The organism is Chitinophaga niabensis, assembly GCF_039545795.1.
Taxonomy (GTDB): Bacteria; Bacteroidota; Bacteroidia; order Chitinophagales; family Chitinophagaceae; genus Chitinophaga; species Chitinophaga niabensis_B.
The window spans coordinates 2246444-2260754 of the sequence record NZ_CP154260.1; the positions used below are offsets into that span (position 1 = coordinate 2246444).

Annotated in this window: 12 protein-coding genes; 6 read left to right on the top strand and 6 right to left on the bottom strand. The window is 46.8% G+C overall.

Annotated elements, in window-relative coordinates; translation table 11 throughout:
- Positions 1-72: 72 nt before the first annotated feature.
- The 3 genes from AAHN97_RS08900 to AAHN97_RS08910 all read right to left on the bottom strand — a co-directional run bounded on the left by AAHN97_RS08900 (position 73) and on the right by AAHN97_RS08910 (position 2098).
- On the bottom strand, positions 73-360 hold the full coding sequence (locus AAHN97_RS08900; protein WP_343307226.1) for a putative quinol monooxygenase: 288 nt from the start codon (positions 358-360) through the stop codon (positions 73-75).
- Positions 360-1184 carry an SAM hydrolase/SAM-dependent halogenase family protein gene (locus AAHN97_RS08905; protein ID WP_343307227.1) on the bottom strand — a complete coding sequence of 275 codons (825 nt, stop codon included), beginning with the start codon at positions 1182-1184 and terminating at the stop codon, positions 360-362. Before AAHN97_RS08905 ends, AAHN97_RS08900 begins: the two co-directional genes overlap by 1 nt.
- Before the next feature lie 95 nt (positions 1185-1279).
- The gene (locus AAHN97_RS08910; RefSeq protein WP_343307228.1) at positions 1280-2098 is read right to left on the bottom strand and encodes an SDR family oxidoreductase; all 819 of its coding nucleotides are present in this window, start codon (positions 2096-2098) and stop codon (positions 1280-1282) included.
- Between the two features lie 161 nt (positions 2099-2259).
- Between AAHN97_RS08910 and AAHN97_RS08915 the strand changes: the two genes are divergently transcribed.
- Complete coding sequence (locus AAHN97_RS08915) at positions 2260-2778, top strand: GNAT family N-acetyltransferase (RefSeq protein ID WP_343307229.1); 519 nt, start codon at positions 2260-2262, stop codon at positions 2776-2778.
- Positions 2779-2822: 44 nt separating this feature from the next.
- The gene (locus AAHN97_RS08920; RefSeq protein WP_343307230.1) at positions 2823-3257 is read left to right on the top strand and encodes an SRPBCC family protein; all 435 of its coding nucleotides are present in this window, start codon (positions 2823-2825) and stop codon (positions 3255-3257) included.
- Positions 3258-3389: 132 nt separating this feature from the next.
- Here AAHN97_RS08920 and AAHN97_RS08925 read toward each other — a convergent pair whose 3' ends face one another.
- A complete protein-coding gene (locus AAHN97_RS08925; protein ID WP_343307231.1) occupies positions 3390-6635 on the bottom strand; it encodes an ABC transporter permease/M1 family aminopeptidase in 3246 nt (1081 codons plus the stop codon).
- Complete coding sequence (locus tag AAHN97_RS08930) at positions 6629-7498, bottom strand: ABC transporter ATP-binding protein (RefSeq protein ID WP_343307232.1); 870 nt, start codon at positions 7496-7498, stop codon at positions 6629-6631. The genes AAHN97_RS08925 and AAHN97_RS08930 overlap by 7 nt, the downstream gene beginning before the upstream one ends.
- A 172-nt stretch (positions 7499-7670) precedes the next feature.
- Between AAHN97_RS08930 and AAHN97_RS08935 the strand changes: the two genes are divergently transcribed.
- Genes AAHN97_RS08935 through AAHN97_RS08945 form a run of 3 tightly spaced genes read left to right on the top strand, consistent with a single transcriptional unit; the run spans position 7671 to position 10534 of the window.
- Positions 7671-9101 (top strand): sensor histidine kinase, encoded by a 1431-nt coding sequence (locus AAHN97_RS08935; RefSeq protein WP_343307233.1) that lies wholly within the window; start codon positions 7671-7673, stop codon positions 9099-9101.
- Positions 9076-9780, top strand: a complete 705-nt coding sequence (locus tag AAHN97_RS08940) for a LytR/AlgR family response regulator transcription factor (RefSeq protein WP_343307234.1) — start codon at positions 9076-9078, stop codon at positions 9778-9780. Before AAHN97_RS08935 ends, AAHN97_RS08940 begins: the two co-directional genes overlap by 26 nt.
- A gap of 37 nt (positions 9781-9817) precedes the next feature.
- A complete protein-coding gene (locus AAHN97_RS08945; protein ID WP_343307235.1) occupies positions 9818-10534 on the top strand; it encodes a DUF3667 domain-containing protein in 717 nt (238 codons plus the stop codon).
- Positions 10535-10550: 16 nt separating this feature from the next.
- Here the strand turns inward: AAHN97_RS08945 and AAHN97_RS08950 are convergent, their stop codons facing one another.
- A complete protein-coding gene (locus tag AAHN97_RS08950) occupies positions 10551-11819 on the bottom strand; it encodes a DEAD/DEAH box helicase (protein WP_343307236.1) in 1269 nt (422 codons plus the stop codon).
- Between the two features lie 118 nt (positions 11820-11937).
- Between AAHN97_RS08950 and AAHN97_RS08955 the strand changes: the two genes are divergently transcribed.
- Positions 11938-14295, top strand: a complete 2358-nt coding sequence (locus tag AAHN97_RS08955; RefSeq protein WP_343307237.1) for a TlpA family protein disulfide reductase — start codon at positions 11938-11940, stop codon at positions 14293-14295.
- The last annotated feature ends 16 nt before the right edge of the window (positions 14296-14311 follow it).

The window sequence follows — 14311 nt, forward strand, 5'->3', positions numbered from 1 at the left end:
TTAACTTTTTATAAATATTTTAACAATTGGATGGATCGGGGCAATCGGAAAGAAGTACGGTAAATCAGGCGGTTATGGGGTTCTGTTTTCCAGGCTCCAGGCTTCGGGTTTTCCGGTGAACCAGCCTTTAATGGCCGTCCAGATGTCCGCAAACATCTCTGAATGGCGGTAAACATCCAGTGACTCTATATTTTCCCAGTGGCTGTAGGTGAAATAGACCCCGATATGGGCTTTGTCCTTCCAGAGTTCCAGGTGGGTACATCCCGGGAAATGGCGGATGTCCGCCTGGCGTTCCGCAAAAAGCTGTTCAAAAGCAGCAGTTTGCGCAGGGTCGAAGGTCAGTTTCACGATCCGGATCATTATTCAAAGATGATTTTCACGGTTTGGTAAAAGGACAGTTGCTGATAAGCAGCCTGTTGCAACTGATCTCTCCGGAAGCCCTGCAGGCCAAACAGCCCGGCAGCATTCCCTTTGTTCACAGCTATTTCAAGATACCCGGCGGCGTTAAAGAGCGCCAGTTTCTGTCCTTCCGGCACATCTGCATAGGTTTCACTGACCTGGGTGATCATTTCATCCCTGCGGAAGAAGATGGCGAATTTGCGTCCCTGCTGCTGGGCAATGAATTGTTCCCGGGTGATGTTCACTACTACGTTCTCAAAGTTATCGATGTGAATGATCTGCCCTTCAATATAGTCTTCCCCGGTCAGCGGCTGGAGGTTGTTCTTCACCGTCAGTTCCGTAACCGGTGTACCTACCTGTTCCATGGATGCGCCTTTCATCATTGCAGCAATTGCCAGGGCCATCACTTTCACCATGTTCAGCGTGTGTTTGTTCTCACCCGGTACCAGGGGCAGGCGCACTACCTGTGTTGGCTTTTCCCCGGCGATCATGGTTACAATACCATTGTCCGCACAGCAGATGAACTGGTTATTGTGCCGCGCCATCAACAGGTAATCTGCTTTACGGTCGAACAGGTTATTCAGCACGAGGTGAAAGGTCTCTTCCGGAAAGTATTTAAAAGCACTGCGGCAGATGTAAGTAGCCTGCGGAAGGTTGAAAGGAGAGATGTGATGAGAGATGTCCACCACCTGAGCATCCGCGCAGTGTTGCAGCAGCAGGCCCTTAATGGCGCCTGCGAGGTAATCCTGCAAACCGATATCGGATGTTAGTGTGATAATGGGCATGTTATAGTTTGGGCGCTAAAACCCACAAGGGTATTGCAAATCCTGTGCAAAGAAAGTCATTTTCAATGAGAGTAAGAGAATGTGGAAATTAAAAATTATTCACTTTTTAAAGGTGAGCCCGGTTCCTTTTTAAAGTGATTGAACACCAGCTTATCTGCCAGGCCGGGTAAAAGCTTACTTAGCAGTACGGTGATCTTGCCTTGTGAAGTAAGCACCAGGCTGCGTTTGCGTTTTAATATAGCCTTTAACGTATGTTGCGCAACAGTGGCTGCACTCATCAGTTTGTCCTCATTCAAAGGTGTTTCCTGCTGAGATTGCCCACTTTTATCCAGCGCTGTATTACGGATATTGGAAGCCGTGAAGCCCGGGCAGATCCACATCACATTAACGCCTGTATGCAAATTCTCCGTGCGCAAAGCTTCCAGGAATCCCTGCATGGCGAACTTGGAAGCGGAATAGCCGGTCCTTCCCGGTAAGCCCCTGTAGCCGGCTATGGAAGAGATGCCCACTACGGTACCCTTGTTGGCCAGGATAGACGGGAAAGCATATTTGGTGCAGTATACCATTCCCCAGAAATTAATGTCCACCAGTGTTTTGAGGACCTCCACATCCGCATCATGGAACAAAGCCCGCATACTGATGCCAGCGTTATTGATCAGCACATCTATCTTCCCGAACCGGGCCAGCGCACTTTCTATGAAGGCTTTGCAATCAGCTTCTTTGCTCACATCGGCGGGGAAGGTATGTAAAGCAGGATGGTTCAGTTCCTGCTGCAGGGCATCGAGGGTATTTTGTTTGCGGCCGCATACAGATACATTGGCGCCGGTCTGCAGGAATGCAACAGCCAGTGCTTTCCCAATACCTGATGTAGCGCCGGTGATCACAACAGTTTTATGCTGAAAGGAATTTTGCATGGCGCAAAAATAGACAGATTTGTTATTATATTTGCATTTCATGGATATTGCCTAACATACCCTCTCTGCCAGTCTCTAACGGCCTGCCTTACATGCAAACATGGAGAGGGTGACCCCTGTATTGAGTACATATAAAATTTATCATTGGCAATTATTTAAACATGCAACCTAATTCAATTATCATTCAACAGGAAACTAAAGTTGATCATAAATTCGTTTTTGAAATACATAAGCAGGCATTTAAACGGGAAGAGGAAGCCATCCTTGTAGACCGTTTGCGCACAAGCCCCATGTATGTTCCATCACTTTCACTCATCGCCATTACCGGTCAGCGCATCGCAGGTCATATACTTTTTACCGAGATTAAGATCGGTGGAAGGAATGTGAAAGCCCTGGCATTGGCGCCCGTTTCCGTATTGCCGGAGTTTCAGCAACAGGGCATCGGCGGGATGTTGATCAGGGAAGGATTGTCTAAAGCAACGGAAGCCGGTTATGGCTCCGTGATCGTTCTGGGGCATGAGCATTATTATCCGAAGTTCGGATTTGTGCCTGCATCCAAATGGGGGATCACATCGCCTTTTGATGTACCGGATAATTTTTTTATGGGAATGGAGTTGTTCCCGGGCGCATTGGATGGTGTTTCGGGCATGGTGGAGTATGCTCCGGAATTTATGTCTTAGGTGTGATTTTTGCACTACGTAATACCTCACTAAAATTCAATACCATGTTGCAGGATTTCGTAGTCACAAAGGCACTGGACATTAAAGCGCCTGTTTCCAAAGTGTGGAAATTTCTCACCACTCCGGAGGGTATTAAAGAATATCTTTTTGGCACGAATGCTACCAGTGAATGGAAAGTGGGCAGCCTGATCCGTTTTACGGGAGAGTATGAAGGCAAGCCATATGAGGATAAAGGTACTATTGAAGTGTTCGATAAAGAGAAGGTATTTGAATATACTTACTACAGCAGCTCCAGCGGTGTACCGGATCAGGCGGAGAATTATTCTTTGGTGCGCATGGAACTGGAACCAATAGAAGAAGGTACAAGACTGAAAGTAAAACATAGCAATTTCCCTACTGAAACGGTTTATCAGAACAATGAGAAACAATGGGATCTTGTAATGGATACGATTAAGGATAAAACAGAAGAGCGCAGTTAGCGCTCTTCTGTTGTTTTAGAATGGCCTGGATGTAATGATCATGCGGGTTATCTGTTTGAGTGTTTTATATTTTTGTGGATGAAATGATCATTTGGATCATCTGTTTTATAATTGTTGGGATCTTTTTGGCATTCATTCTATCTTTTTTGCATTATCCTCCCTATTCTTTTCCAGCCGCAATATCTCCGGGTCAACCACTGCAAGTGCCGGCTTCTCTTTTAGCAAAATGCGTGTTTGATAACCTTCATACATCACTTTACCTGCATCATCATACAAAGCAATACCTAACTTTTCCTCCGGCGCGTTACTCTTTACCCGCAGCTTCACCTCATATTCCCCGGAAGGCAGTTTTTTCATATTCGCTTCGGCTAAGCTAAAGTCGTACAGGAACTTTGTTTCCCACCAGCGATGTATCAATCGTTGTTGTGCAGGTGTGGCAACTGCATAGAAGTTATTGAGCAGATCTGCAGTGGTAGGTCTTGTTCCCGGCCAGCTATGTACCCTCAGCAGGCTGCGTAAGGCGGTATTGATCGTATCCGTTCCCATTTCAGCCATCATAGCCTGCATCACGATGCTGCCTTTCTGATAGTGCACATAACTTTCCGTCCGGCTGTCTTTCAATGTAGTTTCCTTATTTGCCCGGGAAGAGATGTAAATGTTATGTTCGATCAGGTGATACTTTGTGAGCCAGTCCTTGCCCTGCAACTGTTCCGTCATAATAGCCTCTGAATAATTGGCCAGTGTTTCGGTAAGCACCTTGCTACCGGCTATACCTACCGGTTCCACCTGGTAAGCCCACCATTGATGCGCTATTTCATGTGCTGTAACGGAAGTGGCATAATCCATCTTTTTCAGATCGGTGCCAAAAATGAAGTTCTCTTTAAGGAATACAATACCCGGGTAAGCTGTACCGGCTCCGGGGTAATGCGGGATTTCCACCAGCCGCAGTGTTTTATACTGGTAAGGACTAAAGATACGGCTATAGGTAGCAAGGGATTGTTGGGCGGAGGTAAGTATCACCGGAACATTTTTCTCATGGTAATAATAGATCTCAACACCATTCACTTTTTGTTGCTGGTACTTCCCGGAAGCTAGTGCGAACATGAAAGCAATGGGCTCTTCCGTCTTATAGTGAAAATACTTCCGCCCGTTCTGTTCCCATTGTTTTTCCAGTGTACCTACGGTAAGCGCTGTTTGATCGATGGAGGTACCAATAGTGGTTTCGTAACGTACCCAGCTATAATGCAGCGTACTATCATCCGGTTCTGTATCATACTCTTTGGTTAAACCCAGGGAAGGGGCGTAACCGATGTAAGGAATGTTCTTTTCCAGTTCTATATAAGCACTGTTCTCCTGCACGGAATTCTCCGGGTTGTAAGGCGTAAAGGCAGAGGTAGAAACGGCGAGAGAAAAGGATAACAGGATGGAGTCTCCCGGTTGCAAAGCGCGTTGTAACCTGAAGCGTTGGAATTTATAACGATCATCGTTTTCAAGTAATGTTGCGCCGGGGATGGAAATGTTGATACTGCTTACACCAGGTGTAATACCTGCGAGTATATCAGGGATAGGTACTGCAGTGTTGTTGAGCAGGTGGTAGGTACCTTTTACCGTATACTTTTTCTCTGCAGGATATAACTCAACAGAAGTTTTAACTGAAGTGATCACCGGCTGCTGCAGGGTGGAATAGTGCATGTATTTTTCCCGGTACACATTGCCCCGGTTATCATCAGAAGATGGCGTCTGATAAAAGATGTAACCGGTAACAAGCAGCGCTGCAGCACCTGTTACATAACGCCATACACCAGCAGCCAGCAACGCGATGCAAACACCCAGCAGCATATACCAATGGAAAGCAGTTTTGTAATGCCCCCATCCGTTCAATGCATCATACTTCATTTTAAATGGGGATGCAAAACGCCAGAGCGGATGTTTAAGACCGAAGTTATCTCCTTCCAGCAAGAGGTACAACACAAAGGCAGATAATACCATGCCGATGTATTTGTTGGGAGCATGCCGTTGTATGACGAGGAATAATATGCCGAATATGATCATAGGCACACCACTGTAATAATAAAGGGAGAGATAGGTGAACGGCTCATAATCTGTATATCCCACTGTGGTTTGCATAATAACAGCCGCTGCAATATTCACCGTAACCAGCACTACCACAATGGTGATCATGGTCAGGCATTTGGAGAGGAATAATACACGCTTTGGTGCGGCAGTGGCATCAATCAGGTCGTGCATACCAGCCTGCTTTTCCCGCCAGATGATCTCTGCGGCATAATAGAGCAGGAATAATTCCAGCAGATGTGTATCACGCAATTGTGCCGCAATTTCTCCTGAAAAAGGAATGAACCGCATCCCAAACATGCCCTTCAGGATGGTCTGGTAAAACTCCATGCCCATCATAAATAACCATAGTAATACCATGATCAGGAACGGCAGGCTTTTTAGTACGCTTCTGGTGCCCAGCCGCCAGGATTCCAGCAGCACAGACTTCTGGTTATAGGCAGATAAAATCACCGGCGCATACGGTATACCCGGCGCAGTGCCTGCTATCTGTTTCTTCACTTTGCCGGATGCAGTAAAGGAAGCAAAGGAAAACCGAAAATAAGTGATGGTGAGCAGCAGCAGGGAAACCAGCACCCAGCATATCCTGTTCGCCGTGAAATGAAAGTCCGGCACAATGCTCAGTGTATTCATTTCATGCTCCGTCCAACCTTTTGTCTGCGCTAATAAGGGCACAAAACCAAAAGGGTCCGCCAGGGCATATAGTAGCGCATGTTCAGTGCCTGTAGGAGAGGAGCCCGCCATCAGGGGTGAATTACCTGCCAGCGAAGCCACAAAATACAGAATGTACAGTAACACGCCGCCGATATACACGGCTGCCGTACTGCGGAACAGGATAGCGATCATGAACAGGCAGGCTGCGCAGAAAAGCAGGTTAGGTATGCCTATCAGGCACAGGGCCTGGAAGTAATAGATCAGATGTACCGATCCGCCAGGTTCCATCATGCCACCTGTGATCATACCAATAATACTGGCCAGTAAGATACAGAGTCCGGCTATGATCAACCCGGAAAAGCGCGCGGCCAGGTATGCCTGCTTTGTTATTCCGGTAGCATATATGATCTCCTGCATGCAGCATTCACTATCGCGCAGTACAGCACTGGCACAGAGTATGGTCATGGCGAACAATGCGGTGATGCTTACCAGGCATAAGATGAAGTGAATTGGATAAGGGCCGTTGCTCCATACGTCCGGCCCGCCAATATTACCCTGTGTTGCCGCAAAGCCCAGCGCGGCGAAGAACAGTACCGCAAACAGGAATAACTTCTTTTTATATTGATACGTCCATTCAAATAAGATCAGCATGGGATAGGAGTTTTGGCGTAACCATAACGTTCAGAGAAATATACATCTTCAAGAGATGCTTCGGCAGGAAAGAACCCTTCTCCCGGATCTTCCTCCGCATATACGTGCAGCAGCGTTCTGCCGGATACCATCCGTGCTGTAATAACAGGGTATGCCTTTTCATAAACAGGCAGTTCTGCTTTGGCGATGGTTTTCTTCCATACTTTGCCGGCCAGCGCCGTGATCAGCTCTTCGGGTACACCTTCCTGTATCACTTTACCATGGCCCAGTATGGCCATACGCGGACAAAGCTCTTTTACATCTTCCACAATATGTGTGGAAAGGATCACCACTACCTGTTCACCGATATCACCCAGCAGGTTGTGAAAGCGGTTGCGTTCTTCAGGATCTAATCCCGCGGTAGGTTCATCTGCAATGATCAGCTGCGGATTGCCCAGCAAGGCCTGCGCAATACCAAAACGTTGTTTCATACCGCCTGAATAAGTGCTCACAGCTTTACGCCTTACGGCGTATAAATTGGTCAGTTCCAGCAGAGATAGGATCTGTGCCCTGCGTTCCCCTTTGTTGTGCATACCTTTCAGGATGGCAATATGCTGCAATAGGTCATATGCAGATATGCCGGGGTAAACCCCGAATTCCTGCGGCAGAAAACCCAGTTGTTTTTTATCAACGGCGCTGCCGTTAAAGGTAACGGTGCCGCTGTCCGGCAATTGGAGGGTGGCAATTGTACGCATGAGCGTGCTCTTTCCCGCACCATTGGGCCCCAGCAGGCCAAACATGCCCTTTGGGATGCTGAGGGTGATGTTGTCCATCGCTTTCACCCCGTTGGAATAGATCTTGGTCAGGTGTTGTATCTCCAGCATTTTTTTAATAGCAAGCTACAGGCGTATTGCTCCACCGGAAAGTAAAAATGATCAAGGTAGTAATGGGGACGATGAAACGTTCATCCGGAAAAATGTTCCCTTCATCTCCGGCAGGGTCACCTTTGGCATTTATTTTTGCTCAACCCATCCGCAGGGTTTATTTTCAATGTTTATGAAACGGGACACCTGGATATACCTTGTAGTGACGATCTGGGCAGCCATCTGGTTTGCAACCTCCTGGCAGCAGTACTTTTCTTCACTGGCCTATTATGCGCTGCTCCTGCTGCCGCTGATGGTATTTGCATGGTTCAGGCGGGGGCTGAAAACAAAACTGGTTTGGTGGCAATACATCGCAGCATGGCTCACCGTATTTGTGGGTTACGCTATGTTGATCGTCACCATAAAAGGAGGCAATGCGGAACTGGGCGCTGTATTCATCACCTGCTTCTGGCTGGACCTTGTGCTGGAAGCCAACAGCTATATCCATCATTTCAAGAGCTTCCGTAAGATCAGCCTGGATCTGGCCATTCTGCTGGGGATTGCATTACTCACAGGGCTGGGTTCCGCGATGGCAGTATCCGGCATAGGAGATCCCCGCTTTGATCACGATGGCATCTTACTGATAGGTGGTGTGTTTGATGCAGGGAAGATCATGGATAACTTTGGCCTGTTCCTGGGCTTCTGGTTACAGTTCTTCCTGCTTTGGCTGGCCGGATTTATCATTTACTACATCAATCATTACTTCCTGGTGCCGCGTTTGCTGAAAGAACGGGGCATTGTATATTATGCTGCAGGGGTCGCGGGAACGGTTGTAGTATTATATCCCATACTGGCACAACTCATTATCTGGCTGCCCTTTAATGAACGTTTTCAGATCATCAGTTCCCAACCCTTCGATGCGGAAAATGCATGGGGCGTATTTGCGGTGCTGATCGGTACCCTGCCTGTGATCGTAGCCATCCACTGGTTCCGCCAGCACAGCAGGATAGCGGCCTTGGAAAAACAACAGGTACAGGCAGAGCTGGATGTGCTGAAGCAACAGATCAATCCCCACTTCTTCTTCAATACATTAAATAATCTCTACGCCCTCAGTCTTACTCGTTCCGCTAAAACACCTGAGGTGATCCTGCAGCTCTCTGCATTGATGCGGTATGTGATCTACGAAGGGCAGAAAGAGCAGGTAACACTCAGCGCGGAAGTAAAGTATATGGAAGATTACCTGCACCTGCAAAAGATCCGTATGCATAAATTTGTGGATGTGCAGCTGGACCATGAAGGGTATGATCCTTCCCTGCAGATCTCCCCGCTCTTGCTGATCATCTTAATTGAAAATGCTTTTAAACATGGTGTGGAACCTGCAGAAGGTGCTTCCTTCCTGCACATTAAACTGCAAACTGAAAAAGATGAAGTATATTTCAGTTGCAGGAATTCTGTTGAACCAGCAATGAAAGGAACGGCAAAAGGGATAGGGTTGGAAAACCTGCGCCGCAGGTTGCAATTATTATATCCCGGCAATCATACGCTGCATACTGAAACAGATGGCCATACATTTTTCGCTTCCTTAAAATTACAACTGCATGCCGCTGCAAGCCCTCATCATTGATGACGAACCACTGGCCCACGAGGTGATCAGCCTGTATGCTAAAGACATCCCTTTTCTGCAGATAGCCGGTCATTGCTACCAGGCCACAGAGGCCCTGGAATACCTCAGTAAGAACCATGTAGACCTTCTCTTCCTGGACATACAAATGCCCCGTATCAAAGGCCTTGATCTCTTAAAGATCCTGAAGAAGAAACCCCTGGTGATCATCACCTCCGCATACGGAGAATTTGCACTGGAGAGTTTTGAACTGGATGTATGTGATTACCTCTTAAAGCCCTTTGCCTTTGAACGTTTTCTTAAAGCGGTGACCAAAGCCATGGAACAATACCGCCTGCAGCAGCCCGCAGAAGCAGCCGTGGAAAAAAGTACGGCGCCGGACCAGTTGTTCATTAAAACGGATAAACGTTTTGTGCAGCTGGATATGAAAGAGGTCCTCTACCTGGAAAGCGCCGGGAACTATGTGAAACTCTGGCTGAAGGATGAGTTCCTGCTTACACCCCGTACACTCAGCAGTTTTGAAGAACAATTACCGGCGGCAGATTTTATCCGCATCCATAAATCCTTTATCGTCAATAAACTGCACGTACATTACCTGGAAGGGAATATGGTAGTGCTGAAGAACGGGAAAACATTACTGGTGGGAAAGAATTATAAGAATGCTTTTAAGTTATTCACTTAATAGCCTATATTTAATATAGTACTATCCTATTCCTGCTATGACCAACTGCAAGAACTGCCAAACAGCCTTCACAGGTAATTTCTGTCCGCATTGCGGCCAGAAGGCAGATACCCATCGATTTACCACACATCATCTTGTGCATGAATTGATCCATGCAGTGACGCACGCAGATAAAAGCATCTTCGGTTTTATAAAGGCCATGCTTACCTATCCGGGAAAGACTGTTAAAAACTACCTGGAAGGGCAGCGTAAGCGTTACTTCAATCCCTTCACGGCATTCATACTGATGATCGGTTTTCAATTACTGGTACTAAGCCTTCTTACCAAACAGCCGGTAAAACCGGATGCGGATGCATTAAAGGCAATAAGGATAACGGAGTTTATTCATCATAATCTGAAGTTGTTATTCGTTTTCCTGCTGCCCCTGATATCTTTGCTTACCTGGTTGTTTTACCGGCGTTACAACTATGCAGAGCATTTTGTGCTGAACATCTTTAATGCGGGCATGATCTCCTTCCTGTTCGCTATCCTCTATATAATAGCTTCGCTGGTCTTCCATGTTGATGGAAGGGTACTGGGGTACTTTAATTTCGCAATCTCCTTTTTGTATCCGGTATGGGTGATGTGGGGCCTCTTTCCTGATATGCCCAGGTGGAAGGTGGTACTATACGAATTCCTGATCAGCGTGATCTATTATACTTTCAATCTGCTGCTGGTATGGGTGATGGTAAGCCTGTTTATAGGCTGGGAATAAAAAAAACCGTAAGTGATTACGGTCTGTTCTTTTTTGCACCTGGCTGATGATGGAATTTGCGTTTTCCGCCGCCTCCGCCGCTGTGATGACCATGCCGGGGTTTGCCACCGCCGCCGCCGGGTCTTCTCATCTTAGGCGTATACTGCGGAGCAGGTCCCAGCTCTTCCGGTACGGGTGCTTTTACTACGGGGTGGCCCAGCAGTTCTTCGATCCTTACAAAGCGGTTCTGCTCTTTAGGGCCAATGAACGTATAAGCGGTACCATCTGTAGCTGCTCTGGCCGTACGGCCGATACGGTGGATATAATCCTCTCCGTCGTTTGGTACATCATAGTTGATCACCAGGTCAATATCTTCCACATCAATGCCGCGGCTCAGGATGTCTGTAGCCACCAGTATTTTCAGTTTACGGTTTTTAAAGTCAAGGAGCGCCTGTTCCCTTTTTTCCTGTTCAAGGTCTGAGTGGATCTCTTCCACGGAAAATCTGGCCCGTTTAAGCACTTGTGTAAGTTGTTTTACACTTTGCTTGCGGGAACAGAAAATGATCACCGTTTCCGTTTTCCGTTTTTCCAGGATCATTTTGATCAGGGGCACCTTCTGCTCTTCATTCACTACAAAAGCCTCCTGGATGATCTTTTCAGGTGGTTTGGAAATAGCAATATTGATCTGCGCAGGGTTCTGCAGGATCTTTAAGGCTAGGTTCCGCATCTTCACCGGCATGGTAGCTGAGAAAAGAAGCGTCTGGCGGTTCTTGGGCAGGAAAGAGATGATCTTTTCAATATCATCGTAGAAACCCATGTCCAGCATGCGGTCTGCTTCATCCAGGATCAGGTATTTCAGCCCTTCCAGTTTCACATATCCCATGTTGAGGTGGGCAATCATACGCCCGGGCGTGCAGATCACAATGTCTGCCCCGGATGAAAGCGCTTTCTTCTCCAATGCAAAAGAAGCCCCGTCTCCGCCACCATAAACAGCAATAGAGCTGATATTGGTGAAGTAGGACATTCCTTCCAGTGTTTGTGCTATCTGAACAGCCAGTTCCCGTGTAGGCACAATGATCATGGAATTGATCTGCTGTGCATCGTGGGTATGAGTGAGGAGATTTTGTATGGTGGGAAGCAGGAAAGCAGCAGTTTTGCCGGTGCCGGTCTGTGCAGAGGCGATGAGGTCTCTACCGGATAATATGATGGGAATTACTTCTTCCTGTACTGGTGTAGCCGTGGTATAGCCCATTGCATCTATTCCGTCCAGTAAGTCATCGTCAAAATCAAATTCGTGAAAATACAAGTTAATTATGCTTTATTTTTAATATAGGTGTTAGGTAAAGATAATGATAATATGTCAGCATGATAAATAAAAGAGAATTCTTATATTTAGCGCCACAATCCCTAACTATTTAACCCGCATGAAAAAGCTTCTCACATTCGCAGTATTGTTCCTTTTGATCTGCAATACCGGCAAAGCACAGCAATTCACGCCTAAAAAAGGAAGTGAAGGGTATTACAGGATCACTACCCGGGTGAAGCACCGTACGGTGAATGAGAAAAATACCGCTACCTGGTATTTTAAGGTGCTGGAAGTGACCAAAGACAGCCTGCTCCTCAATTGTACCCTGCTTAATTATGATGGGGAAGCGAATGGGCAGGTATTTAATACGGCACAGACCGATCAAAGCAGAGTGGGGAATACCAGGGACCTGGAGGTACTGGCCTTACTGAACAAGCCCTTCCTGTATCACTATAAGCATGAAAAAATAAGTGAGCAGCCGGGTATCAGGGCCATCTTTTCAGGGCGCATGAAAGACTGGCAACTGGATAAGAATGTGGCAGCGAACATGAAGGTGAATGAAAAAATGTACCTGGTAAATGAACTGTATTGGATCGTACCATTCCTGCCAGCTACACCTGATAAACTCCCGGGCAGCTGGTTGTCCTCCGATAGCCTGTCCGTATTTACACTTCTCAGCCGGGATGCCGCTTCTTTGCAATATGGTTTGACACGGGAAGAGAAGGAGCATAAAACGAAAGCTACAGGCAAGCTTTCTTTAGACCTTTCTACCGGAATGATAAGCGCTGCTACCATAGAGAATAATATCGGCGATGATATTCATTTTGAAAGGTCCTTCACCCGGGTAGCTCCTTCTGAAGCAGTGGCTTCTCCGCTCAGTGAGGATGCAAAGGCAGCTATCGCTAAAATGTCCGACTTCAGTGAAGCGTTAAAGAACGAAGATGGATATGATTCCCTGAAGCTGGAGCAATACTTTGCACAATACGAGCCGCTTATGGGAAATATCACTTTCTACAGGATTGCAAAGGCGGGCATGCTGCAAAGTTCCAATATGAAGGATAGGTATTCAAGATATAATGAAGTATTAACGCAGATTGACGATGCTGCTTTGGTAGCCTATCCCCATCATTTGCATAATAAGCTCCAGGAAGTTAAGTATATCAGTGTAGACAGTGCTTACAATACCATTCGTTACCTCAGCCGTATGAAGCGCGGTTACGGGGATTGGGTCCAGCATACCTTCGCGCAGGATTTCCTTCACCAGGAATCCATTGAAGCACTGCAGGAAGCCTGGAGGAAACATGGCGTTCCCGAAAAGGAGATAAGTAAGTTATCAAAGAATGTAGCCAATGGCAGGCGCATTGCTTACCCGCTGATGGAGAAGCTGGCCAATGATGAAGATACGCTGATCCGTAATGAAGTATACCCCATGTACCTCTGGGTACAGGCCACGAAACATACATCCAGTAAAGATTCCCTGCTAAAGATCGCCCATGAGCTGGAAAGCATGAATGGAAGTAAAAGGTATAATAACCATCATCGCTATGCCTTGCTGGTGTACCGGCAATTACTGGCATCGGGGCATACTAAGGAGGCCGGTATGTTACTCAGCCGGGAGATCGCAGCTATGGAAAAGAACAGGCTGGACAGTTTGGATGCGGATCGTTATACAGAACAGAATATGCTGGCATACGCCTATAAATTAAAAAGCGATGAACTGGCAGCCACTGATAAAAAGGCGGCGATGGCGTATTTGTCTAAAGCGGCAAAGTATTCGCCTAAGAGTGCAAAGGAACGCGCATATTCCAGTTTTTACGACCGTGTGTTCCTGGAATCAAAAGAGAGTTACCGTGCTGATTTTGCGGAAGCACTGATTGCACAGGGGAACAACAAAGAAGCCATGAAAGTATTAAGTGAACAACTGAATGCTGACCCTTCTATCTTTGAAGAATTAAAAGCTTCCTTTTCAAAGAACTTTCCCCAATTGGATTTTTACAACTTCTTTCATAATTATATTATAAAGTCCTGGAAAACGGCGCCCGATTTTACCCTGAAAAGCCCGGATGATAAAATAACATATAAGTTAGCTGACTATCGCGGGAAATGGCTGCTGCTGGATTTCTGGGGCACCTGGTGCCCGCCCTGCCGGGAAGAAATGCCAAAGATCAATGCTTTTGCGCAAAAGATTAAAGGCCGTACCGACCTGGCTTTCCTTTCCATTGCCTGTCGTGATCAGCCGGATAAGGTGATCAGCTATCTTACCGCTCATAATTATGATATGCCTGCTTCCATGTCAGATAACCAGGTGCAGAAAAAGTATGAGGTACCGGGTTATCCCGCCAAGTTCCTGATCAGTCCATCCGGCACGGTATTCAATATTCCTTATGGGCAGGATTGGGAAAAGGCCTTAGAACAATTCACCGGTCTGCAGGAGAAAAAGAGTAGTGATGTAAGATTGCAGACCCCAAAGGATTGATCCGTTCTGCGTAGGT